The organism is Rhodospirillales bacterium (assembly GCA_016710335.1).
Taxonomy (GTDB): domain Bacteria; phylum Pseudomonadota; class Alphaproteobacteria; order Rhodospirillales; family Defluviicoccaceae; genus JADJXQ01.
In genome coordinates this window covers 161,025-185,572 of the sequence record JADJXQ010000001.1, presented here as the reverse complement: position 1 = coordinate 185,572, position 24,548 = coordinate 161,025, and the positions used below count along the sequence as shown (strand labels likewise).

Sequence of the window (24,548 nt, the reverse complement as noted above, 5' to 3'; positions counted from 1 at the left end):
GGCGCTGCGCTGCTCATGCCGCGCCGCCGCTCATGACGTGCGGCTCATGCCGCGCCCCGCCGCCGTGCGGCTCATGCCGCGCCTCGCCGCAGTGCGGCCGCTGCCCGGTCGCGGGCGACGACGAAATGGTCTAGGATCAGGTGGTCGAGGTCGGAGCGCAGGAACACGTCGACGGCGTCGGCCGGGGTGTCGACCATCGGCTCGCCATGAATGTTGAACGACGTATTCAGCACCACGCCGCGCCCTGTCCGCGCCTCGAACCGCTGGAGCAGGCGGTGATAAGCCGGATTGGCGTCCTCCGTCACCACCTGCGGGCGGATCGTGCGGTCGCGGGGATGGGCGGCGGCAACCAGGTCTCCGCGCGTCTCGGGCCGCGACGGAAACGCGGTCGTCATGAACCGCGAGGCTAGTCCTTTCGGATCATCGAAATAGCGGTCGGCGCTCTCGGCCAGCACCGACGGCGCGAACGGCATCCAGAAGTCGCGCTGCTTGATGGCGCGGTTGATGCGATCGACCACGCCGGCGTCGTGGGCGCTGGCGAGGATACTGCGGTTGCCCAGAGCCCGCGCGCCCCACTCCATGCGGCCGCGGCAGCGGGCGATGATGGCGCCGTCCGCGAGCAGGCCGGCGGCAACGGCGTCGGGATCGTCGCAGTCCCGAACAGCGACGCCATCGGCGCCGGCGAGCGCATCCAGGGCCTGTTCCTCGGCAGAGCGGTCGTAGGCGTCGCCGAGATAGAGGTGGTTCAGGGTGCTGGCGCCATGGTCGGTCGATCCAAGGCGCTCGTGACAGCGGTGCAGCGCGGCGCCGATGGAGAGCGACTCATCGGCGGCGCTCGGCATCACGAAGAGGGAGTCGACCTCCGGCAGGGCGGCGATCAGCATGTTCGCCTTGACGTTCATGAACACGCCGCCGCCGCAGACGATCCGCCGGCGCCCGGTGGCGGCGATCGCGGCACGGACCCAGGCGGTCAGCATCTCCTCCGTGAACAACTGCGCGGCGCCGGCGATCGTGTCGAACCGCACCCGCTCGAAGGCGCGGGCCAGAGACTCGTAGCAGTAGTTGGTGGAAAGCTCCCCCGCCTTGACGAACGCGAGGCCGTCGTCGGAGAGCCGGATCAGCCCCCGCAGCGCCTCGGCGGCCTGGTCGCTGCGCTCCCGATCGGCGTAGGGGGCGAGGCCCATGATCTTGTACTCGTGCTCCCACGGCTTCATGCCCATCAGCATGGTGATGCGGGAATAGATCTTGCCGAGCGAGGCGTTGCGGTCGGTGGCGGCGATGCGGGTGATGGTGTTGCCGTCGCAGAGCGACACCGTGCCGGCGATGCCGTCGCCGGCGCCGTCGCAGGTAAGGCCCAGCACCGGCTCGCCTGGCGCCAGACCGGGCGCCGTGTAGTACGCCGCGGCAAGGTGGGCGAGGTGGTGCTCGACGAACGAAACCCGCTCCGCCGCCACGCCGAGATGCTCGGCAACGGTGTCGATCCGCTCCCGGCGGCGGACCTCGAACATCAGCTTCTGCTGGTGGCTCGTGTTCTTGCGCGCGTCCTTGCGCTGGTCCTCGATCCCGAGCAGATACCACGGCTCGAGGTCGGTGAGGTACTCGATGCGGTGCATGAACAGGGACGCATACGCCACGTCGTCGAGTTCGCCGGCGTCGATGCCGCCGATCGCGAGGCAGCGCTCGATGGAGCGTCGCGGGTAGCCGGCCTCGTTCTTCCGCCGCGTCAGTCGCTCTTCGGACACCGACGCCACCACCACCCCGTCGCGGACCAGCGTGGCGCCGCAGTTGTGGCCGTCGTGGATGCCGAGGATGTTAACGCTGTCAGGCAAAGGCGCCTGCTCCCGAAGTGGCCCTGCGCAGCCAGCCGGAGACCGCAACCCGGCCGCAGTGAAATAGCGCATCGAGGATAGAGAGCCCCGACACGAACGAACCTGCCCATTGTGTGTACTCCGGGTGGGTGAAGTCGGTATAGACCAGCCGAAGTCCGGCGTCACGGAACTTCCGTTCGTCCTGGTAGCCGCGGCCGCCGCGCCCGGACAAGTACGTGCCTCCGGGAGCGACGGCCTCGACGATGCGGACGAGACGGTCATCGCCGACGGCATCGTCGGTCGCGAGCGACGATGAAAGAACGAAACGGCGAGGCAGCTCCAGCACGTCGCAGAGCCGCTCGATCAGCAGGCGGTTGCCGCCGGCGAGGTCGCTCTCGGGCAGGTGCTCGTAGAGCGAGGCGATCTCCGGCCAGGTTTCCGTGAACGAGCGAGCGCGCCGGTAACCCGGGCGGAGGACGTCGAGGTGCCGCTGCGGCCAGCTAGGCGCCGCCGGCCGCACCCGGTTGATGGCGTCGCCAAGGCGCGCCGATACCGGCACCGACAGCCAGCGCGGGGCGCCATCCGCGCCAAGGATGCGGGTGCGGTTGATGTAACTGCCCTTGCTGTACTGGACGTCGTCGAGCAGCACGAACACGTCGGCGCGGGCGATCTTCCAGAAGTATCCCAGCCACGGCATGTAATTCGGCTGATGGATGGCGACGACGGTCACGACCCGGCGGCCTCGGCCTGCTTCTCCCGCCGCTCCGCGACCGCCTGCCGCCACACCGCCACCAGGTCCGCCGCCCGTCGGGGGCCATTGCAGAGGCGTGCGACACGCTCGCGCCCGCGGTCACCGAGCTTGCGGCAGGCCTCGCGGTCGCCGGCGAGGGCGATGATCCGGTCGGCCAGGTCGTCCGCATCGAAAGCCGGCTGCAGGACGCCGGTCTCGCCGGTTTCCACGAACGTCGCGTCGATGCCGACGCTGAACACCGGCTTGCCCATCGCCATCGCCTCGATGATGTCGCGCCCCCACGGGTTGTTCTCACGCGTCGGCTTGGCAAGCGCGTCGCAGGCCGCAAGAACCCGCTCCGGCTCGCGGGCATGGCCCAGGAACAGGACCATGTCGCCCACGCCTTCGGCCATGGCGTAGTCCTTCAACGTGCCACCGCGGCGCGCGAGGCTGCCGAGGGCCCCCGGCATCGACCGGCCGAGGGCGACGTCGCCGGCTACGACGAACAGCACGTCGCGGCGGCCGCGCGCCGCCAGCGCCGCCGCCACGTGGACCAGACGGTCGGTGCCGCGCAGCCAGGACGTATTGGAGAGCGACGCGATCTTGAAGCGCCCGTCATCGGGGATCGCGGGATGCGGCTCCGGCTCGGTATCTGGCAGGGTCGCGATGTTGTGGATGACGGTGCCGCGTCCCGGCGCGCCGAGCCTGCGGTGGGTGGCGCGTTCGTTTTCGCTGATGAACACCACGTGGTCGACGCAGTGGGCGATGGTCCGCACTTGCCGGCGGGCGAACGGCGTGTCCCAGAGGTTGGTCCGGATGTGCATGGTCAGCGGCTTGGCGGTGCGCGACCGGAGCCATCGCGCCAGAAGCCATAGGGCCTCGTGGTTGAAGTGCACCACGTCGAACCGCGCCGCAACCTCCCGCGCCAACTCGGATCTGAAGCCGGAGGCGCGGACAAAATCACGGACGAACCCGGCGTGGACGATGAGGTTTCGCGAAAGCCGCGGCAGCGCGCTGACCTTGGGCATGTCCGGCGTCACCCGGCAGGGGACGCCGAGCGCCGCGTAGCGCTCCTGCACCGGCCCGTCGCGCCTGCACCACACCTCCACCCGCGCCGTCCCCGGATCGGTATGACGGACCGACTCGAACAGACTGCGCGACGAGCCCCCGTGCCCGCCTTCGATGTCGAGACACAGAACCCGGAGCGGCGCGAGGGATGGCGTCTCGCTATCTTGCGCGGCGATCATTCCGCGGACGTTGCGGAGCCGCGCAGCCAGTCGATCAGCGGCGGCAGGCGGTCCTCGAGCGACCGTGGCGCAAATCCGAGGGCTGCCCGCGCTCGATCGATGCACATCGCTTCCTGACGTGCGTGCGCGCCATCGCTGCTCTCGACGCGAGATCCGGTCTTGGTCATCGCGACGATTCGCTGCGCCAACTGGGCCAGGGTCGCCGCCTCGCCGCTGGCGATGTTGAAGCGGTGATGACCGGCAGGAAGCTCGGCGGTTACCGCGAGGCGCACGGCTATCACGGCATCGTCGATGAAAAGAAAACGATAGCGTGATTCGGGTTCGCGAACGACGACGGGGCGACCCGCGGCGGCCGCTGTCACCATCGCCGCCACCGCCCCCGTCCGCCGCGGCGGACCATGGATGCCCGCCAGTCGCAAGCTGACCGCGGTGGCCCGGCTGTTGGCCGCCACGATGTCCAAGGCCTGTTCGCCGAGATACTTGCTCTGACCGTAGGCACCGCGCGGTTGCGCCGGATCGCTCTCGGCGAACGCCGGGTCGCGCGCCGGTCGCCTGCCATACACACTGATGGTCGAGCAGTAGACCACGCGGGCGCAGCCGTGCTCCACCGCCGCGCTGGCCACGATGGCTGTCGCCGCAAGATTGTCGCGAAGCGCCCGCGCGGCGAACGCGGGACTCCCATTGGAGCCGACGGCTGCGGCGGCGTGGACAACCACGTCGGGCCGTTCTGATCGCATCAGGCTGTCCACGGCGGCGCCGTCGGCGAGATCGCACGCTATCCCTCTGACTCCCGCCGGAAGAGGAGCGCGGCGCCGGTACACGGTCCCGGCCACGTCCAGTCCCGCGGCGGCAAGATGAGCCGCGGCGCAGCCGCCGAGGTAGCCGCCGGCGCCGGTGACCAGGACCCTCGCAGTCAAGACACCGCCCGCACCGCAGCGACGACCGCGTTTGCGGCGTAGGCGACATCGGCATCCGACAGGTCGACGTACAGGGGAAGGCACAGGGATCGATCCAGCGTCCGTTCCGTCGCGCCAAGGGTGCCATCATTCAGGTGCGCGAAGACCGGCTCATGGTGGGTCGGCTTGTAGATCCGCTTCGTGTGGACGCCGTGCTCCTTGCGGAGCCGGGAGGCCAGGGCGTCGTAGTCGATCGCCTCATCGACGAACACCGTGTAGTGATACCATGCCGGCTGGTGATCGCGGGGCACGTTCAGGAGGCGAAGGCCCGGCTGATTGCGGAGCGCTTCCGAGTACCGGCGGGCGATGCGCCGACGACAGCGAAGCTGCTCGTCCAGAGCCTCGACCTGATGGCAGCCGACGCAACAGCGGATTTCATCGAGAAACCAGTCGTTTCCGAGGCGAACGACGTCGCCGCTCTCGACGTCCTTGCCGAACAGACGCATTTCCTCCGCATACCGTTTGAGTTTGGCGTCGTTGGTGGTGAGCATGCCGCCCGTGCCGGCGGTGACGACCTTGGTGGGATAGAAGCTGAACACGCCGGCGTCGCCGAGCGACCCCGCTGCTTGACCCGCGATCGTCGCGCCGTGGGCGTGAGCCGCGTCCTCAAGCAAGAACAGTCCGTGCCGTCGGGCAAACGCCTGGATCTCGCGGTACTCGTGGCTGATCACTCCGGTCAGGTGGACCCAGATCACGCCCCGCGTGTTGGCGGTCACCTTGCGTTCGAGATCCGCGAGATCAAAGGAGAGCGTCTCGGGGTTCATGTCGACGAGGACGGGCTCGCCGCCCGCGAACAGGACGGCGGAGACGTCGGTGACGAAACTTCCCGCCGGCACGAGAACCTCGTGACCAGCCGCGCGGAAGTATTCGAGGCTGATCTGCAGCGCCGTTGTCGCGCTATTGAGACTGACGGCGTGTTCGACCCCGCACAGGTTCGCGAAGTTCCGTTCAAAGCGTTCCTTGTAGGGGCCCATCATCAGCGCGCCGGAGGCGAGAACGCCGTTCAGCGCCTCGCTGATGCTCCGCTGCATGCGCTCCGGGAAGTACGGTTTAAAAAAGGGAACCGTACGTTTCGTCGCGGTCATCACAGGATCTTCAGCCGAGACGGCCATATCGCGCCCTTTCATCGCCAACGGGATTGACGAGTGGACGAAGCTCTTCCGGATAGACGACGATGCTTTCCTGCGGCGCGGCGCGTAGCAGGCTCACGGCCACGGCCTCGCGCTGATCGACGTCAGCCTCGAGCACGACGATCAACGGCGCGGCGTCGCGGCGGTCATCGCCGGGACGAAAGCAAACATCGACGCCCACGTCCGGGTGCTTAGCGGCCCAGGCGGCGCACGCTTCCGACGAGCCGCAAAGGGAGACCGCGGTGTCGCCGGCTTCACGCGCAAACAGGAACCGCCGCGACACGTGATCGATCGAAAGCTCGAGCGGCTCCAACTGCTTGATCATTGTCTCGAGCGCGTCCGCGATGGCGGCGTGGAAACGGGGGGTGAAGTGCCACTGATCGATCAGGCACTCGCCGGGGCCGCCGTGTCGGGCCATCAACTGGTCGAGATCGAGCAGCAGCGCATCGTAGTCTTTCACGACCGGCGCAAGCTCCGCATTGATGGCGGCGAGGCATGCGCCCCACTCGGGGATGGTCATATAGTCGCCGGCGAAATGCAAGCCACCGAAGTGATCCCGCGGCGGAATCGGCAGGGTCAACCAGATGCACTGGCGACGCCGGCGGCGAAAATACGAGATAAGGCGGCGTTGGCGAGACGCGTAGCGCTCCGGCGACGCCGGGAAAGCGCCGGCGGTAAACAGCTCACAGACCCGACGGCTGCTGAACGACAGGTCCAGGACCCGCCCATTCCGCCAATCGTGATCGCGGACCTTGTCGGCCAAATAGGCGAGGAACTGGTCCTTGGTCAGCAGCGATTCCCAGAGCCCGTCGAGAAGGACCACAACCGCCGGGTCAGTCAGCGCCAGTCGTATGATGTTGTTCTCGATCGTCCCGCCGCGGAAATGATCGGGAATGTGGACGGCGTCGGCGATCGCCGGCGTGTCGGTGAGCAGCGCCCGACGCAACAGGAACGGGAACGTACGGTCGTACCCGTATCCGGACTCGCCATAGGATGCGTTGAGGTAATAGGTGTCGAAGGCGCGCGAATCTCCAAGAATGGTCACGGAAGGGAGGTTGAGAGGCGCCACGGGCACGACGGATGGCGGCGCCTGGTTTGTCCGCGCCGCCGGCGTCGCCAGGTAGCGCCGATACGGCTCGCAGTTCGCCGCCAGCTCCTGTTGCAGCAGGGCGTGGCGGGTTTGCAGGAAGCGGTTGAGCTTGGCGACCGGGTCCTCGTCGCCTTGGCCTGTCCACCAGACGGGATGCGTAAGGAGTTGGAGGGCGCGGCCTTCCGCCAGCGCTGGATGGTCGAGCGGATGGCCGTGGTGCCAGGCGCCGCGGGAGTCGGAGCAGTACCCCATCGCCATGACATAGCGCGGGCGGTAGGCGTGGTCGCGGCCGGCAAGCGTGCAGTCGAGCCCGACCAGCCCCGGCGCCGGTCGGTGGAAGCTGATCATTTCCACCGGGGCGCCGACGATCTCCTCGAGAGCGGCGCATTCCGCCGCTGCAGCCGTATCGAGGGCGTGAAGTTCGTCTTCTTTATAGAGCGACGCGTCGAAGTGGAGGCCGATGGCGTGGCCGAGCAGACGGAGCTTCGCCAGCGCTGCCTTCGCCCGCGGCGTGTGGAGATTGTAGAACTCGGTGCGCAGCAACACGAAGTACGTCGCCGCGACGCCGAGCGCAGCTTCGACCTCCGCCACCGGCAGGGCCGCCTGCAACGACATGTCGAGATCGTGGCGCAGCACCAGATGACGGCGCGACGGCTCCGCGACGGAAAACGCGACGGCTTCGTAGCCGCGCCCCAACATCGACTCGAGCAGCGCCCGATAGCCGGGCAGCGAGAAGGCGAAGGCCTGTTCCGCCACTGTGGCGGACTCAGCCGCGCGGCGTGCCGTCATAGGCGAGCCCTTTGCCGGCGAGGTAGGCTTCCGTCAACCAGGCGACGGAATGACGGGCGCCGCGGCCGTCGCGGATGGCGCGGCGATATGGCACTGCCGCCGACGCGCAGGTGATCTCCATCCAGTACTGGAGGTACCGGCGCTCGAAGTCGCGCCAGCGGTCCCTGCCGACCGGCGCGTGCGCGGCCTTGCAGATCGGGCGCACGAAGCGGCGCATCCAGCCGGGGCTGACGGTCTGCGGGAAGCGCCACGACGGGCCGCGCCAGACGCCGCCCCAGTTTCGCTCCTCCAGCATCTCGCGGTAGAGGCGCTGGTGGGCCTTGGCGGCCAGCGGCACCCCCTGCCAGAAATCCAGATACTCGTCGTCCCACAGCGGCAGGCGCCACTCGAAGCCGAGAAACTCGTAGATGCGCTGGCCGTTGATCACATACTTGCACTGGCGATTCTCGAACTCGAGGGCCTCGTAGATCCCGTGCGCCGCTTCGGGATCGTCGAGGGCGTCGGCCATCGGAGCGATCTCGGCGTCGAGGCGCGCCCGAATGCGGCGGTCGTTTTCGGGCGTCGCCAGCGACTGCCACAGCCGGAAGTGCTTGTTGATCGCCGCATCGAGGATCAGCGCCCGGCGCCCTTGGGCGTCAAGGTCTGTGCGCGGACGCGCCAACGGCTCGGGAATGTGATGACCGGAAATGAAGTCGCCGGTGGCGCCGTTGACGATGATGGCGTTCTCGGGGAGGAACCCGGCCTCCGCCGAATCCCGCACCGCCGGCAGGTCCTGCACGAACGGCACCGCGGCGCAGGTATCGGCGAACCGGAGGTAGGCGCGGTGCAGGTCCGATGTGAACAGCGCCCGCTGGCTACGGTGGGAGAACGGGCAGAACCGCCACGGAAAGCCAAGACGTTCGGCGATGCGCTCACTGGCCTTCGCCTCGTAGTTCCCCTTGACGCCATAGGCAAAACAAACGACCGACCGGTAACCGATGTGAGCCAGGGCCGAGGCGATCAGCCGCGAGTCTCGGCCGGCGCTGAGCGGCACTGCGATGGCACGGCCACCCGCCTCGCGCGCCAAACGCCCGATCATGTCGAGCGTCACGTCCCCGAGGCGGCGGCGCAGCCTGTCCTCGTCGTCGGCGACGATCCGCCACGGCTGGTAGCGGTGATAGCGACGGCGAGTGACGGAGCCGTCGCCCGCGACCACCACCATTTCGCCGGGCAACAACTGCGTCACGCCGGAGTAGAGGGTGTCGGCGCCGATGGTGTAGCCGGACATGGCAAAAGCCAGTGCGGCCCCTTCGTTGATCTCGGTCAGGCCGAGCCCGGCTGCAAGATCGGCAGCGTGAGCAGCGATAACCGGGCGCTGGTGTTGCGGGGTAGCCAGGAACAGCGGCGTCGAGCGGACCCGGTCGACGGCGGCGACGGCCCATTCCGGCGCGGCCGCCGCCAGGGCGAAGTGGCCGCGGAGATTTCCGAGCAGTTCCAAGACGGCGGCTTCCGTTCCGCCGGCAGCATCCAATGCGGCAGCCAGCTTTGCTTCGGAGGCGCCGCGGATGTGGCCGGTCAGCCACAGCGTCGTCCGCCCCGATGTCAGCCGGTGCCAGCGGAACCCGTCGCCGATATTCATGCGGGCGGGCAATGCCGCCGCGTCGGCGCCCGTGTCGGCGGCGAGGTGCGGCATTCCGAGCGCTATCCCTGCAACATTCGCCGGCGCAGAGCGTCGGCCAATTCGCGGAGCGCGCCGAAACCGCCGGGGCGGCTCAGAACCACGTCGGCGACCGCCAGCACTTCGTCGTAGGCGTCTGCGACGGCGACGGCGCAGCCGACCAGTTCCAGACACGGCAGGTCGTTGATGTCGTTGCCGACGAACACCGTGTCGGCGAGCTTCAAATCCAGGCGATCACACCAGGCCACCAGCGCCGGCCCCTTGTCCTCCACGCCCTGAAGACACTCGATGCCGAGCTTGTTGCAGCGGGCGCGGACGACCGGGTTGCGCTCCTTGGAAAGGACCAGCAACGGCAGTCCGAGCCCCTTCAACCGCTCCATGCCGAGACCGTCGCTGCGGTTGCACAGCACTGCCTCGCGGCCGTCCTGGTCGACGATGACGCGGTTGTCGGTGAACACGCCGTCAAAATCCATGACCAGCGCCGCCGGCCGCCGCGGCAGACACCGGGCGATGTCCGCCTCGACCGTGCTCGCGCGTCGAGAGGAACCGCGGCCAGAGACGCGGCCGGAAAGCAGATGGGTGAGGTTGGCGCCGGTGGCCTCGACAAACGGAACCATCAGGTGATGTGGCAACAGCATCCCGGATTCGAACTGCGCATAGGTGTCCGCATCGAGCCCGACGCTCGCCGCAAGGTCCTGCGGGGACAAACCCGACGCCACCCGCGCCGCCATCAAGCGCGCGCAGAACTCCGATGCGTAGGATTCGGGCCGGGTCGGGTTCGACATGTCTGCTCTTCGCGGATCGTTGCCAAATGGGCCGTGCGCCACGCTACCGCCGACCGGGTGAACGGTAGCGTCCCGCCCCGTCGCCGCCGGCGAGCTTTCACGCGCGCGACGCCGCTGTCAATGCCGGGCGCATCGCGCACCGCGCATCCGGTTAACGCGATGTTAGCCATACCACGGCTAACTCTCGACGATCCATGGTCGTTGTCGTCGCGGTGGTTGCCGGAAGCCACCCGTCGAGCGGCCGGCGCGCAACCGTATGGGAGTTCGACACACGTGATCCGCAACAGCCGCCTGGGGATGGCAATGGTGGTCGCCGCGGCGACCGCAATGATCAGCGCCTGCAACGTCCAGACATCCGAGGTGTTCCGCCCCGCCTTCTGGCAAGGCTCCGACGCGGCGGCCGAAGCGGAAGTCGAGCGTGGTTTTGCTGCGTTGGCGCGAGGCGCCGGCGACGATGCCGAGCGCCACTTCAACGCCGCCCTCGAAGCCAAGCCCGAGGATGTCCAGGCGCTGATGGGGCGCGCCATCGTGTACGAGGCGCGCGGCGACGCCGAACAGGCGCGAGCGCACTATCAGCGGGTGCTGGCGCTCGATCCGCCGGTCTCGGCGACGCTATTCTCGCTGTCGGAGATGACGGCGCGACCGATCGCTGATATTGCCGAAGCCAATCTTGCCCGCCTGAACCGACCGGCGCGGCGCTCGCTCACGGATGCGGTTGCGCGGGAAGCGGAGGTTGCAGCCGGACGCGCCGATCATCCTGACAATGCTGTCAAGCGGTTCGAGATCGTGCAGCAGTTGCGCGACCTGCACGTGATCACCGACGAGGACTACGACCGTCGGCGCCGCGCCAATATCGGCGCCCTGCTGCCTCTGACTGCGCCGCCGCCGGCCGCCGGCCTCGACCGGCCGGTGCCGGAGCCGCGCCAGATCGTCGGGCGGCTGCAGGCCATCGGTCAGGCGCTGCAGATGGGGGCGATGACGCCGCAGGAGCACGCAGCCGAGCGGACGATGATCCTCGATGCGCTGCTCCCCGGAGCACCCGGGCGCGCCGCCGGCCCGGCTCCAGCCGCGCGAGCGACGCAGCCTGCCGACGAGGCGCTTGCCCGCCTTGCCATGCTCCACGACGCCGGCTGGATCACCGGCGAGGAACATGAGCGGGAGCGCGCCGCCATCGCGGCAAGCGCCGAGCGGAGCGCCGCGCCCATGGCTGGGGGCGCTCCCGCCGACGCTGCGCCGACGCAAGCGGCCGGCGACCTCTCCATCACCGCCCGCCCGCTGCCTCCCAAGCCGCTGTCGCTGCTGGGAGGTACCGCCCTCAACGGGTCGCACGGCGTCCACTTGGCGTCGTTCCGCTCCCGGCAGGAGGCGGCGCGAGGCTGGGCGCAGATCCGGCGCGCTCACCGCGAGGTCTTGAAGGACATGCAGCCGTCGATCGTCCGGGTGGATCGCCGCGACGGGGAGGCGGTGTACTATCGCCTCTTTTCGGTTCCACTGGCCAGCGACGCCGCCGCGGAGGCGGTGTGCAAGTCGCTGCAGGAGCGCAATCAGCACTGCGTCCCGTGGGAGTTCGAGACCTCCTGAGCCGATGGCATTCTGCGTCCCGCCGCGCTAGAACTTGGGAGCATCTCAGAAAAGCCGCGAGGACGGACCATGAGCCGCTACGACTTCGACCTGATGACCATTGGCGCCGGCTCCGGCGGGGTGCGCGCCACCCGTCTCGCCGGCGGCTATGGGGCGAAGACCGCAATCGTCGAGAAGAGCCGCGTCGGCGGCACCTGTGTCATGCGCGGGTGCATACCGAAGAAGCTTCTCGTCTACGCCGCCCATTTCGCCGAGGACTTCGAAGATGCGTGCGCATATGGGTGGTCCAACGGCGAGCGCAGCCTGGACTGGGCGAAGCTGATCGCCGGCAAGGACGCCGAACTGCAACGCCTGGAGGGCGTCTACCGCCGCATCCTGCGGGACAACAACGTGGAGATGATGGAAGGCGAAGGCCGGATCGTCGATCCTCACACGGTCGAGGTGGACGGCAAGCGCCACACGGCAGATAAGATACTGATCGCCACCGGCGGCTGGCCGGCCTTGCCGGAAATACCCGGCATTGAGCACGCAATCACCTCCAACGAGGCGCTCGATCTGCCGGAACTGCCGCGTCGCATCGTCATCGTCGGCGGCGGCTACATCGCCGTCGAGTTCGCCGGGATCTTCAACGCGGTCGGGGTCGAAGTCACCCAGATCATCCGCGCCGGCAACATCCTCCGCGGCTTCGACGCCGACATCCGCGACTGCCTCGGAGATGAACTGGAGAAAAAGGGCATCCGCATCATGCGGGACACCATCGTCCGCTCCATCGCCCCCGAAAACGGCGGCTACTCGCTCCGCATCGTCGGGCGAGACGAGTTGCTGGAGACCGACCTGGTCATGTATGCCACGGGGCGCGCGCCGAATACCCGCGGCATCGGGCTTGGAGGAGGCGGGTGTCACCCTCAACAACAAAGGGGGCGGTCGTCGTGGACGACTGGAACCGCAGCACCGTCGAGTCGATCTTCGCGGTCGGGGACGTCACCGACCGCATCAACCTGACGCCGGTGGCCATCGCCGAAGGCCGCGCCTTCGCCGAGACGTTCTTCAACGACCGGCCGATGCGCATGGACTACGAATACGTCCCCTCAGCCGTGTTCAGCCAACCGCCGGTGGCGACGGTCGGCCTGACCGAGCACGAGGCGCGCGAGCGGGGCGCCTGCGACGTGTATCTGTCGACGTTCAAGCCGCTCAAGCACACGATGACCCGGCGCGACGACAAGTCGATGATGAAACTGGTGGTGGAACGCGCCACCGACCGCGTGGTCGGCTGCCACATGGTGGGTGCGGACGCGCCGGAGATCGTGCAGGGCATCGCCATCGCCTTGAAGTGCGGCGCAACCAAGGCGCAGTTCGACGCGACGGTCGGCATCCACCCTACTGCCGCCGAGGAGTTCGTCACCATGCGCGACAAACGCCCCGAACACGACGCCGATGTGGGGACGTAATGCCTTCAGGGATGCGTGCACCAGGTGCGCGATCTCTGGTCCTGCCCGCCCCTACTCCTTGCCCCACTTGACGACGTCCAGCTTGACGGGGATCTGACCTTCGCCGGTGGCGAGGAAACCCAGTTCGGAAGCCGCCGCGCGGGAGAGATCGATGACCGTCGGCGATCGACCAATGCGGTCGATAACCTTGACCTCGACGGACTTGCCGGTGTTCACGGCGGTGACGCGGACGATGGTTCCGAACGGCCAGGTCTTGTGGGCGGCAACCATGGCGTTGTTGTCGAGCGGGATGCCGCTCGCGGTCTTGCGCCCGTGAAAGCGCTTGGCGTAGTAGTGGGCCATGCCCTCCTGAGTTGTCGCTGCTTCCTGCGCCAAACTCGGCGTCGGCAGGGAAACCTCGGCGGCGCCCGCCACCGCCGACGCGACCAGACACGCCAGCGCCGTTCGACTTCTGAACTTCATCGTTGCTTCTTTCGCTCAGTTGCAGCTTCCGGTAACGATCACGGCCCAGCATCCATGTATCTATTACGCCCGGTATCGATTACGCATAGAAGGCATTCAGGACGCGTGCGTCAACCGCGGATCAGCCACCGCGTGCCGAGCTGTTGAAATGCGCGGGCACGCGGCGTATAGCGGGGCCTCGTGCCGACGAAACAGAACCGAAGCGGATTGTTCATGGTCGAAGCCATCAAGCCCCACGCCGTCAAGCCCCACGTCGTGCCGGAGCCGTGGAGTCCCGACTCCTGGCGCTCCCGGCCTGTCAAGCAGATGCCGACCTATCCCGACGCGGAAGCGTTGGGCGGCGACTGCGCCGAGAGCTTCGCCGAGTTCCACCCCAACAACATCCGCGACACCTTCCGCGTGCTGCTGCAGATGGCGGTGGTGCTGACCTTCGGCGCCGGCGTGCCGGTGGTGAAGGTCGGCCGCATGGCCGGCCAGTTCGCCAAGCCGCGCTCGGACGACCTCGAGACACGGGACGGCATGTCGCTGCCGAGCTACCGCGGCGACATGGTCAACGGCATGGAGTTCACCCCGGAGGCGCGCGCTCCCGATCCCCTTCGCCTGTTGCGGTGCTACAACCAGTCGGCCGCCACCCTCAACCTGCTCCGCGCCTTCGCCCAGGGCGGCTATGCCGACCTCCATCAGGTGCATCTGTGGAACCTCGGCTTCGTCGCCGACAGCCCTCAGGGCAACCGGTATCGTGATATGGCCGAGCGCCTCGCCGAGGCGCTCGAGTTCATGGCGGCCTGCGGCTTGACCTCCGACACGCCCCGCAGATCCGCGAGACCGACTTCTACACCAGCCACGAGGCGCTGCTGCTGCCCTACGAGCAGGCGCTGACCCGGGTCGATTCCACCTCCGGCGACTGGTACGACTGTTCGGCCCACATGCTGTGGATCGGCGACCGCACCCGCCAGCCGGACGGCGCCCATGTCGAGTTCCTGCGCGGCGTCAAGAACCCCATCGGCCTGAAGGTCGGCCCGACGCTGAAGCCGGACGAGCTGATCCGCCTGATCGACCGGCTGAACCCCGACAACGAGCCGGGCCGGCTGACCCTGATCGCCGCATGGGGCCGGACAAGGTCGGGAGCGCGCTGCCGCCGCTGGTGCGCGCGGTGAAGCGCGAGGGCCGCAAGGTGGTGTGGTCGTGCGATCCGATGCACGGCAACACGATCAAGGCCGCCAACGGCTTCAAGACCCGGCCGTTCGACCGCATCCTCGCCGAGGTCAAGGCGTTCTTCGACATCCATCGCGACCAGGGCACCCATGCCGGCGGCGTGCATTTCGAGATGACCGGCCAGGACGTCACCGAATGCATCGGCGGCGCCCAGGCGATCACCGAAGAAGGCCTGGCCGATCGGTACAACACGCAATGCGATCCGCGCCTGAATGCCAGCCAGGCGCTGGAACTGGCCTTTCTGCTCGCCGAGGCGCTCAAGGAAGGCCGGCCGTGACCGCGCCTGCCGACATCTGAATCGGGTTGAGCCGCCGGAGCCCGAAGAGGCGGCCGCGCCGGCGGACAGGCGACTGCCGCCGAGCATGACGGGATCGCCGCTGGACCGACTGCTATTTCCGTCAAGACCCGTGAGACGATCGGCCGGTTCGGCGACACCTCGGTCACGTACGCCGTGTTCATGCGCCGGCCGGTGATGTTCGCCCCGAAGCTGGCGGTCGATTGGCTGAACGGCGTGGCGGCGGGGCGCGGCGTCCCGTTCGACATCGAGCTGAACTACGAAGAGGGCGAATGGGTCGGCGCCGGCGAGCCGCTGATGTACATCACCGGCTCGTTCTACCACCTCGTCGATCTCGAGACGCTCTACCTGCAAAAGCTCGGCGCGCCTTGCGTCGCCGCCTACAACGCGTTCACCATGTGCACCGATCTTCCCGACGTCGCCTTCCTCGCCTTCGATGCCCGCCATTGCGCCGGCATCGAGATGGAGGAGATGATGGCCTATGCCGCCGCGGTCGGCTCCCGGGCGGCGCGCGAGCAGTCCGGCGCGAAAGGCTTCGTCGGCAACGCCAACGACGCGACGGCGCACTACTTCGGCCGCGAGCGGGGGCTCGGCACCATGCCCCACGCCCTGATCGGCTACGCCGGCTCCACCGTCCGCGCCGCCGAGATGTTCCACGAGACCTTTCCCGAAGACGATCTCATCGTGCTGGTCGATTATTTCGGGCGCGAGATCACCGACGCGCTCGCCGTCTGCCGTCGCTTTCCCGGACTGGCCCAGGCGGGCAGCTCGGCATGCGGCTCGACACCCACGGCGGCCGCTTCGTCGAGGGCCTTGATCCGCAGGCCTCCTACGCGGTGCTGGAACGCTACGCGCCGATCGCCGTGCGGCGCTACCGGAATGACACCGAACTGCGTTACCTGGCTGGCACCGGCGTGTCGGCCGCGGCGATCTACCACCTGCGCGAGCGCCTCGACCAGGCCGGCTTCCGACAAGGTCAGATCGTCGCGTCGTCCGGCTTCAACCTCGACAAGTGCAGGGTGATGGCCGAGGTCGATGCGCCGATCGACGTGATCGGCACCGGCTCGCACCTGCCGGAGCTGTGGAAGGAAACCTACGCGACCGCCGACATCGTCGCCTACAACGGCATGCCGCAGGTCAAGATCGGCCGCGAGTTCCTCATCAAGAAAACGAGGGACGATTAGGTTTCGGTCGGGCTCTCGTCCTGCCTGTCGCCCCCGTCGTCATCATGCAGCAGAGATAGACCATGGCCGAAACGCTCACCATCGCGCTGGCGCAACTCAATCCGACGGTTGGCGACATCGACGGGAACGCCGCGCTGATCCGCGCCGCGCGAACGGAAGCCGCAGGTTCCGACCTTGTCGCCACCGGCGAGTTGGCGCTGGTCGGCTATCCCCCGGAAGACCTGGTCCTGAAGCGCGTGTTCCTGGGCACGCCGCCGAGGCCGTTGCCGGGTTGGCTCGTGACACGGCCGACGGCGGACCGGCCATGCTGGTGGGGGCGCCGTGGCGGCACGAAGGCGCGTTGTACAACGCTGCGCTACTGTTGGACGGCGGCAGGGTCGCCGAGGTGCGGTTCAAGCATGCGCTGCCGAATTACGGGGTGTTCGACGAGAAACGCCTGTTCGGTGGCGGCGAGCTGCCGTCGACGCTGCCGCTCCGCGGCGTCGAGTTGGGCGTCATGATTTGCGAGGACATGTGGGCTGCGGACGTCAGCCGCCATCTCGCGGCTGCCGGCGCCGATCTGCTGCTGGTCCTCAACGCCTCGCCGTTCGACACGGACAAATGGGGCATGCGCCGCCGGTTGGCGGGCGAGCGGGTCGCGGAAACCGGCCTGCCGCTGGTGTACGTCAATCTCGTCGGCGGCCAGGACGAACTGGTGTTCGACGGCGCCTCGTTCGTGTTCGACCGGCAGGGGCACTTCATCGTGCAGGCGCCGGCGTGGCAGACGGCGCTGGTCAAAACGACTTGGCGCCAGTCCGCTAATGGCGCGTGGGCGTGCGAGCCGGGCGATGTCGCGCCGCGGCCGGAGGGCCTGGAGGCCATCTGGTTTGCCATGACCATCGGGCTCCGCGACTACGTCGGCAAGAACGGGTTCCCGGGCGTCGTCATCGGCCTCTCCGGCGGCATCGACAGCGCGCTGACCGCCGCCGTCGCCGTCGACGCGCTCGGGGCGGAGCGGGTGCGCTGCGTGATGATGCCGTCGCCATACACGTCGTCCGAAAGCCTGGAGGACGCCGCAGCCGTCGCCGCAGCCTTGGGCGTCGCCATTGATAACGTGTCCATAGAGCCGGCGATGGTGGCGTTCGATCAGATGCTGGCGGAGGTGTTCGCGGGAACCGAGCCGGGCGTGACGGAGGAGAACATCCAGGCGCGGGCGCGGGCCATCGTGCTGATGGCGATATCCAACAAGTTCGGCAGCATGGTGCTGACCACCGGCAACAAGTCGGAGATGTCGGTGGGCTACGCGACCCTCTACGGCGACATGTGCGGCGGTTACTCCGTTCTCAAGGACGTCTACAAGACCACCGTCTTCGCCCTGTCGCACTGGCGCAACGGCGCCCGGCCCCACGGTCTCTTGGGTCCGGCTGAAGGTGTCATGCCGGAGCGCGTCATCACCAAGCCGCCGAGCGCCGAGTTGAAGCCCGGCCAGACCGACCAGGACAGCCTGCCGCCTTACGAGACGCTGGATGCCATCCTCACCGGCCTGATCGAGGAAGAAGCGTCGCCCGACGACCTGGTGGCGCGCGGCTTCGATGGAGAAACGGTGCGGCGCATCTGGCGGATGCTCGACCGGGCCGAATACAAGCGCCGCCAGGCGCCGCCGGGCGTCAAGATTACCTACCGCGCGTTCGGCCGCGACCGCCGCTACCCGATCACCAACCGCTTCACGGTGCGGGACTAGGCAAGCACCTGACCGCGGCTTCGGCCGGGAGATCGTCCCAGCAATGACCCTGCAGCTCTACAGCACCCTGACGCGGCGGAAGGAGCCGTTCCGACCGCTCAACCCGGATCGGGTCGGCATGTATGTGTGCGGGCCCACTGTTTACGACTATGCCCACATCGGCAACGCCCGGCCGGTGGTGGTGTTCGACGTGCTCTACCGGCTGCTATCGCGGCTCTACCCGCATGTCACCTACGTGCGCAACATCACCGACGTGGACGACAAGATCATCGCGCGCGCGACCGAGACCGGCGAGGCGATCGCCGCCATCACCGAGCGCACCGCCCGCGCCTTCCACAACGACATGGCGGCCTTGGGCGCCTTGCCGCCGGACGAGGAGCCGCGGGCGACGGCGCATATCCGCCAGATGATCCGGATGATCGCCACGTTGATCGACGCCGGTCACGCCTACGCCGCCGAAGGCCACGTCCTGTTCAGCGTGCCGTCATGGCCGGATTACGGCCGCCTCTCCCGGCGCAACCGCGACGACATGATCGCCGGCGCCCGGGTCGAAGTGGCGCCCTACAAGCGCGATCCGGCGGACTTCGTGCTGTGGAAGCCGTCCACGCCGGACCAGCCCGGATGGGACTCGCCGTGGGGGCGCGGCCGGCCGGGCTGGCACATCGAGTGCTCGGCGATGAGCACCGAGTACCTCGGCGAGTCGTTCGACATTCATGGCGGCGGCCAGGACCTGATCTTCCCCCACCACGAGAACGAGATCGCCCAGAGCACCTGCGCCCATGGCGGACGGCCCTTCGTCCACACCTGGATGCACAACGGCTACGTCATGGTCGAGGGCGAGAAGATGTCGAAAAGCCTCGGCAACTTCTACACGGTTCACGACCTGCTCAAGGAGGTCCCCGGCGAGGCGATCCGCCTCGTTCTGCTCCAGACCCACTACCGCCAGCCTCTCGACTTCACGAAGGACGGCGTGCAGCAGGCCCGCCACACCCTGGACCGCCTCTATGGCGCGCTCCGTCATGTCCCCGCCGCCGATGCGCCCCCGGAGGCGCCCCCAGAGACGCCCCCAGAGGCGCCCGCGGAGGTCCTCTCCGCCCTCGCTGACGACCTCAACACGCCGCTGGCGCTAGCGCATCTCCATGAGTTGGCGGGGCTGCTGAACAAGGCGGCTCCGGGTGCGTGCGCACCCTCGGCGAAGGCGCGCTTGATGGCGGCCGGCCGGCTGCTCGGGCTTCTGCAGCAGGATCCGGAGGCGTGGTTTCGCTGGCGGCCGGACGGCGCCGCCACCCTGGACGAGGGCGAGATCGAGGCGCGCATCCGCCAGCGCGCCGAGGCCCGCAAGGCCCGGGATTTCGCGTCCGCCGACGCGATCCGAAATGACCTGGCGGCCGCCGGCGTCGTCCTCGAGGACGGCTCCGCCGGCACCACCTGGCGCCGCGCCTGATCCCCGCCCGGCCGCTCCTGCGCCCCGGTCAGGCGGCGCCCGCGCCGCCGCTCCTCAGGCGGTCGACGCTCCACGCGCCGCCGCCCGCCGCCGCCAGATACAGAAACACGAAGCAGTAGAGCGCCGCCAGTTCGCCGCCGTTGAGGAGCGGGAAGAAGCCCTGCGGCGCGTGGGCGTAGAAATAGGCGACGGCCATGGCGCCCGACATGACGAACGCGGCGGGGCGGGTGAACAGCCCGATTACGAGCAGGATGCCGCCGACCAGTTCGATCATCCCGGAAACCCCGCTCATCGACAGCGGCGCCACGTCGCTGTGCTTGGAGAGGGGGAAGTCGAGGTACTTGCTCGTGCCGTGCTGCAGGAACAACAGCCCCGACATGACCCTGAGAAGGCTGAGCAGGTGGGACGTGTAAGGCGCGAGAAACTGCATGGCGATCCTCCCCATGTTGCGGTCCCCCATCAGGTTGACGGCGCGCCCGGGTGTCAAGTCAACTTTGCCCGGATCTTTGGGCGCCACCGAGCCCCCCCGACGTCATCCTCGAAGACAGCCCCGCCGGCACAACTTCGCGTCGCGCCTGACAGGGCGCTACGGCGCAGCCGATGTCTGAGAAAAGAGAGCCGGCGCGGCCGGCTCTCAGAGGCGTCGTTGGGGAGGGGAAGGGTCTTGCCCAACCGCCTCCATGGTCCTCCACATGTCGCGGCATGTCTGTGAACCGGATCACGCCTGCCATCATTCGCATTTGCCGCGGCTGCACGTATCCTCTTGATTTTCGTGCACACTCCGACCCATTCGACTAAATCGTTCGAACGGGTCTGTGCACTTGGTGCTCTTGATTTTCGTGCACACTCCGACCCATTCGACTAAATCGTTCGAACGGGTCTGTGCACTATGGCTTGCCCCGCCGGCGCTTGTGCGCCCTGCCGCCGGCGTTGCGGGGCGGGCGCGGCGGCGCGCCGCCCGCTTGCGTTGAAGCCGCGGCGGGCTCCGGTTCTTGCGGTCGGCCATCGCTCCGGGCTTCGTTTGGCGCTGAGCCATCGCCCATAACGGTGTCGCGATGCGTCAGCGTAAGCTCGTATGTCGGCTGCCGGTTTGGCGGCCTGTTGGCGTGCCGCTCGCGCAGCGCCTGCACGCGAGCGAGATTGCGGTCGACGATGGCCACCGCCACCGCCGCCTGATCGCCCATCTCGCCATAGAACTCCCGGGCGTGTTCGAAGGCTTCGGCAGCGGCGGCGAGGGTGGCGTCGTCGCCGGTTTGCCGGCCGAGCAGGAACAGGGCCGAGCCAAGGTCGTTCTGGGTGCTCGCCCACTGCTGCGGCGCCGCCTCGCGGGTGTGCACCTCGATGACCGAGCGGCAGGCGTCGACCGCCTTCTGCAGCACCTCCGGGTTCTTCAACTCTTCGCCCAGCACCTGCGCGGTGCGGGCCAGGTTGTGCATCACCGTCGCCCACAGTTGCGGGTCGGTGCGGCGGTCGAACACCTGCAGGGCCGCCTGATGGGCCGCCACCGCGTCCCGCAGCAGTTGCGCGTCGCCGCCCTCCGCCTCGAGCCTGTAGAGCGCCTCGCCCAGTCCCGCCTGAGCCGTCGCCCACGCGATCGGGTACTGCTCCCGCCGCAGAACCCTGAGCGCGCGGCGCAGGGCATCCACGGCATCATCGAGGCGCTTCAGCCGGTTGGCGCTGCCGCCTTCCATCAGCAACGCCAGCCCGCGGTTCTTGTCGACGCAGGCACGGACAAAAGGCCAGTCCGCCTCCGAGATGCCGGTGATGGCGGCTGCGTACGACAGCACCGCGATCTCGCGCATCACCGGCGATCCCTGCGCCGCTGCCAATTGCGCAGCCGCGTCGGCGAAGCGGGCGCGAATCGTGCCTCGCTCGATGGGCGCCAGCGTCTTTGGCAACGTTTCGATGGCGGCCCCGGCCGAAGCGACCGCTCGCTGCAAATGGGTGTGGCGGAGGCGCGCCTTGGTGGCGGATCGCGGGGTCAGCGCAGCGAGCGTCGTGGCGAGGATGATCGGCGCGAATTCTGCATCGAAGCCGGCCGGCAGCGCCAGCAGCGACGGCGCATCGACCGCGCCGGGCCGGTCAGGCGGCGCCGGCACGGCGGAGATGAACCGCAGCAGCAGACTCTTCCCGGGCGGGGGCACTTCGCCCCAGATCAGCACGTCGCCGCCCTCATCCTGCAGCCATTGGCGGCCGACGAGTTCCGCGGTGACCAGGGCGTCGCCTTCGTCCGTGGACCCGCGGAAGCCGAGGCTTCGGTCGAGTGGCCGCACTCGCAAGCCGGGCCGCCGGGAGAGGGCCTTGCTGACCCGCTGCGCGTGCTGCGGAACGGCGTCGCCGGCAAATTCGGCGACGCGGATGTCCAGCCGCTCGAATCCCAGCCGCCGCACCATGGTCATCAGGCGCTCGAACACGCTTGGCCTCGTTACGCGATTGGCGGGCGGAGGTTGGTCCGGGCGCGGCGAAGGCTCTGCCGGCGGTGCGGCCTCACGTGGCGCGTCCGGCGGTTCGGCGCGCGCTTGCGGTCGGCGATGCGCGCTCCTGATCCGGCGGGTGGGGCGTTTGGCCGGCATCGGCGGCAGGCTTGCCCGGTGTCGTCACAGGGTAAAGGTGCGGCTTTCTCCGGCCTTGATCTCGCACATCTCGTCCTTGTAGCCGATCTTGAGGCTCCGGCGGATGCCGCCCGGCAGCGCGGTGACCGTCAGCTTGCCGTCACGCAACTCGACCTCCAGGTGCGCCTGCCTGAACTGCATGGGAAGTTTCAATCCATCCAGCTTGTCGATCGGCTTGGGGTTGAAGCAGAGCGCGTCGCCGCTGATGTCGACCCCGAGATAACCCCGCTGCAACAGGTCGATGGTGCCGGCCATCACCCCCATGTGGATTCCTTCCTTGGTGGTGCCGCCCTGGATGTCGCCGACGTCGCTCTCCAGCGCCGTCACGAACCGATCCCACGAGGTCTCCGGATCAAGCCCCGCCTCCAGATCGGCGTGGACGATCAGGCTGAGGGTAGAGCCATGGGAGGTGCGGTGCTCATAGTAATCGATGTTCTTGCGCTCCATGTCGGGGAAGCGCTGGTAGCCAAGAGTTTCCAGCAGCCTGGCTACCTTGGCGTCGGAGAACAGGTACCACAGCATCAGGGTGTCGGCCTGCTTGGCCACCTTGTACTTGTCCGGCGTGTCGCCCTCGGCCTTGAGGATCCGGTCCATGCGGTGGATGTCGTCGTATTTGCTGCGATAGGCCTCCCAATCCAGGTCTTCGAGATCCTCGTAGCCTTCGAACTGGCTGATGACGCCGTCGTCGTGGATCGGCACGAACATTTTGGTGCTCATCTCCCGCCACTTGGCGATCTCGTCCTCTCCGAGCCCAATGGTGCCGCACAGCGCGTCGCGCCGGCCTTCGGGCAGCAGGTCCAGGACCTTCTGCGCGATCTGGCTGATCCAGGCGACCATGACGTTGGTATAGGCGTTGTTGGGCAAGCCGTGCTTGTTGGAGCCGTACACGGTTTCGTGGAACTCGTCGGGACCCATGATGCCGTGGATTTCGTAGCGGCCGCGCTCCTCGTTGAAGTGGGTGATGCTGGCCCAGAAGCGGGCGATTTCCAGCATCATTTCGGCGCCGTGGTCCCACAGGAACTCCAGGTCGTTGGTGCTCTGGAAGTATTCCCAGATGTTGTAGAATATTGCCGCGTTCACGTGCCGCTGGTTGTGGCTGAGGTCCGGGTCCCAGCGTCCAGACTTGGGGTTGAGGTGAACGACCTGGGTCTCCTCGCTGCCGTCGCTGCCGCTCTGCCACGGGTACATGGCGCCCTTGTAGCCATGGTCTAACGCCGCCTGGCGGGCTTTCCGCAGTCGCCGGTAGCGGTACATCAGCAATTCGCGGGTGACGTCGGGGAGCCGGAACGTGATGAACGGATAGATGTAGAGTTCATCCCAAAACACGTGGCCGCGGTACGCCTCGCCGTTGAGGCCGCGGGCCGGAACGCCGGCATCCATGTCCGTGGTGAACGGCGAGCAGACCTGCAGGAGGTGGCAGATGTGGAAGCGCACCAGGCGTTGCACGTGCTCGTCCTTGGGGATCTCCACGTCGGCGCGCGCCCACAATTGATCCCAAGCGTATTCGTGGCGATCCAGGGTCTCGGCGAAGGTACCGAACCGCCGGACCGCCTCGTGGGCGTTGATCAAGGGCTCGCTGATGGCGTTGTCGCGGGAGGAAAAGAAGCTCACCATTTTCTCGACGCGCACCGGGCACTTCTCTTCCACCTCGAACGCCAACACCTCCTGAATGTAGCCCTGCAACTCCAGGTTCTTGCGGTCGACCTGGACGACTTCGTGCTCGCCGTAAACATGCGTGCGCGCCGCTTCGGCGACGTAGATGCGCGACTGCCGGGTCTGCACCAGGAGCGAGATGCAATCCGTGCCGCAGGTCGCCTCGTCGACCCGGTTCAGGTGTCGCGACACCAGGTCGCCGTAGCGGGCGACGCCCCGATTCTCCACCCGCCCGTCGAGCGCCGACAGCACTTCCACAGGGCCCGACCAGTTCTCCGCAGTGATCGTCCATTCGAGGGCCGCCAGATGCTGCTCGGCCATGCTGACGAAGCGGCGCGACGCGATCGTGGTCTCGCGCCCCTGGCGGTCGCGAAGGCGGAGCGTGCGCCGGACCAGGGCGTGGCGAATGTCGTACTCGTGGCGGTAGTCGAGAAGCTCGGCGTTGGACAGCGACAACGGCTCGTCCCCGCCGATGCTGAGCCTCAGGGGCAGCCAATTGGGGAAATTGACGAAGTCCTCGTTCACCACTGGCCGGCCCGCCATGAGCGTCGTTGCCCGGTTGAATCCTCCGTGCATGTAGGTGCCGGGATAGTGCACGGCGCCAGCGTCCGCCCATTCGCAGGCGCCCCGTGTGCAGAAGTAGCCGTTGCCGGTGGAGGTCAGCGCCTCGCGCAGCCCCTCCTGCTCGGGGATGAACGAGTCATAGGCCAGAGTCCAAGTCGACATGTCGTTTCCCCTCGCT

At 68.0% G+C, this 24,548-nt stretch carries 14 protein-coding genes and 4 pseudogenes; 6 read left to right on the top strand and 12 right to left on the bottom strand.

The annotated features are described in order from the left end of the window. Positions 1-71 precede the first annotated feature (71 nt). From IPM60_00860 to IPM60_00825, 8 genes are read right to left on the bottom strand one after another with little or no spacing between them, the layout of a single operon-like run. The gene (locus IPM60_00860; GenBank protein ID MBK8906490.1) at positions 72-1,829 is read right to left on the bottom strand and encodes a hypothetical protein; all 1,758 of its coding nucleotides are present in this window, start codon (positions 1,827-1,829) and stop codon (positions 72-74) included. Continuing rightward, complete coding sequence (locus IPM60_00855; protein ID MBK8906489.1) at positions 1,822-2,538, bottom strand: WbqC family protein; 717 nt, start codon at positions 2,536-2,538, stop codon at positions 1,822-1,824. Before IPM60_00855 ends, IPM60_00860 begins: the two co-directional genes overlap by 8 nt. Further along, positions 2,535-3,785 carry a glycosyltransferase family 4 protein gene (locus tag IPM60_00850; protein MBK8906488.1) on the bottom strand — a complete coding sequence of 417 codons (1,251 nt, stop codon included), beginning with the start codon at positions 3,783-3,785 and terminating at the stop codon, positions 2,535-2,537. The genes IPM60_00855 and IPM60_00850 overlap by 4 nt, the downstream gene beginning before the upstream one ends. Continuing rightward, complete coding sequence (locus IPM60_00845; GenBank protein MBK8906487.1) at positions 3,782-4,702, bottom strand: NAD(P)-dependent oxidoreductase; 921 nt, start codon at positions 4,700-4,702, stop codon at positions 3,782-3,784. Before IPM60_00845 ends, IPM60_00850 begins: the two co-directional genes overlap by 4 nt. Then, complete coding sequence (locus IPM60_00840) at positions 4,699-5,826, bottom strand: DegT/DnrJ/EryC1/StrS family aminotransferase (GenBank protein ID MBK8906486.1); 1,128 nt, start codon at positions 5,824-5,826, stop codon at positions 4,699-4,701. Before IPM60_00840 ends, IPM60_00845 begins: the two co-directional genes overlap by 4 nt. A 10-nt stretch (positions 5,827-5,836) precedes the next feature. Further along, entirely contained in the window at positions 5,837-7,717 is a 1,881-nt protein-coding gene (locus IPM60_00835) for a hypothetical protein (GenBank protein ID MBK8906485.1), read from the bottom strand. 10 nt (positions 7,718-7,727) lie between these two features. Beyond that, entirely contained in the window at positions 7,728-9,422 is a 1,695-nt protein-coding gene (locus tag IPM60_00830) for a hypothetical protein (protein ID MBK8906484.1), read from the bottom strand. A gap of 8 nt (positions 9,423-9,430) precedes the next feature. Beyond that, the gene (locus IPM60_00825) at positions 9,431-10,192 is read right to left on the bottom strand and encodes an HAD hydrolase family protein (GenBank protein ID MBK8906483.1); all 762 of its coding nucleotides are present in this window, start codon (positions 10,190-10,192) and stop codon (positions 9,431-9,433) included. A gap of 273 nt (positions 10,193-10,465) precedes the next feature. On the opposite strand from IPM60_00825, the gene IPM60_00820 reads away from it, so the two are divergent. Both IPM60_00820 and gor read left to right on the top strand, forming a co-directional pair. Then, the gene (locus tag IPM60_00820) at positions 10,466-11,773 is read left to right on the top strand and encodes a tetratricopeptide repeat protein (protein ID MBK8906482.1); all 1,308 of its coding nucleotides are present in this window, start codon (positions 10,466-10,468) and stop codon (positions 11,771-11,773) included. Between the two features lie 69 nt (positions 11,774-11,842). Next, positions 11,843-13,221: pseudogene (gor, locus tag IPM60_00815) on the top strand (glutathione-disulfide reductase). A 51-nt stretch (positions 13,222-13,272) separates the two neighbouring features. Here gor and IPM60_00810 read toward each other — a convergent pair. Then, positions 13,273-13,683 (bottom strand): septal ring lytic transglycosylase RlpA family protein, encoded by a 411-nt coding sequence (locus IPM60_00810; GenBank protein MBK8906481.1) that lies wholly within the window; start codon positions 13,681-13,683, stop codon positions 13,273-13,275. A 255-nt stretch (positions 13,684-13,938) separates the two neighbouring features. On the opposite strand from IPM60_00810, the pseudogene IPM60_00805 reads away from it, so the two are divergent. The 4 genes and pseudogenes from IPM60_00805 (at position 13,939) to IPM60_00790 (ending at position 19,541) form a co-directional block, all read left to right on the top strand. Next, a pseudogene (locus tag IPM60_00805) lies at positions 13,939-15,175 on the top strand (3-deoxy-7-phosphoheptulonate synthase class II). Positions 15,176-15,268: 93 nt separating this feature from the next. Then, positions 15,269-16,377 (top strand): annotated as a pseudogene (locus tag IPM60_00800) (nicotinate phosphoribosyltransferase). Between the two features lie 62 nt (positions 16,378-16,439). Next, positions 16,440-18,097: pseudogene (locus IPM60_00795) on the top strand (NAD+ synthase). A gap of 43 nt (positions 18,098-18,140) precedes the next feature. Beyond that, positions 18,141-19,541 (top strand): cysteine--tRNA ligase, encoded by a 1,401-nt coding sequence (locus IPM60_00790; GenBank protein MBK8906480.1) that lies wholly within the window; start codon positions 18,141-18,143, stop codon positions 19,539-19,541. 28 nt (positions 19,542-19,569) lie between these two features. On the opposite strand, the gene IPM60_00785 is transcribed toward IPM60_00790, so the two are convergent. From IPM60_00785 to IPM60_00775, 3 genes are all read right to left on the bottom strand, one after another. Next, positions 19,570-19,971: a DoxX family protein gene (locus IPM60_00785; protein MBK8906479.1), complete on the bottom strand. Its 402-nt coding sequence runs from the start codon at positions 19,969-19,971 to the stop codon at positions 19,570-19,572. A gap of 457 nt (positions 19,972-20,428) precedes the next feature. After that, the gene (locus IPM60_00780) at positions 20,429-21,955 is read right to left on the bottom strand and encodes a hypothetical protein (protein ID MBK8906478.1); all 1,527 of its coding nucleotides are present in this window, start codon (positions 21,953-21,955) and stop codon (positions 20,429-20,431) included. A 183-nt stretch (positions 21,956-22,138) separates the two neighbouring features. Next, positions 22,139-24,532 carry a glycoside hydrolase family 65 protein gene (locus IPM60_00775; protein MBK8906477.1) on the bottom strand — a complete coding sequence of 798 codons (2,394 nt, stop codon included), beginning with the start codon at positions 24,530-24,532 and terminating at the stop codon, positions 22,139-22,141. Positions 24,533-24,548: the final 16 nt, after the last annotated feature.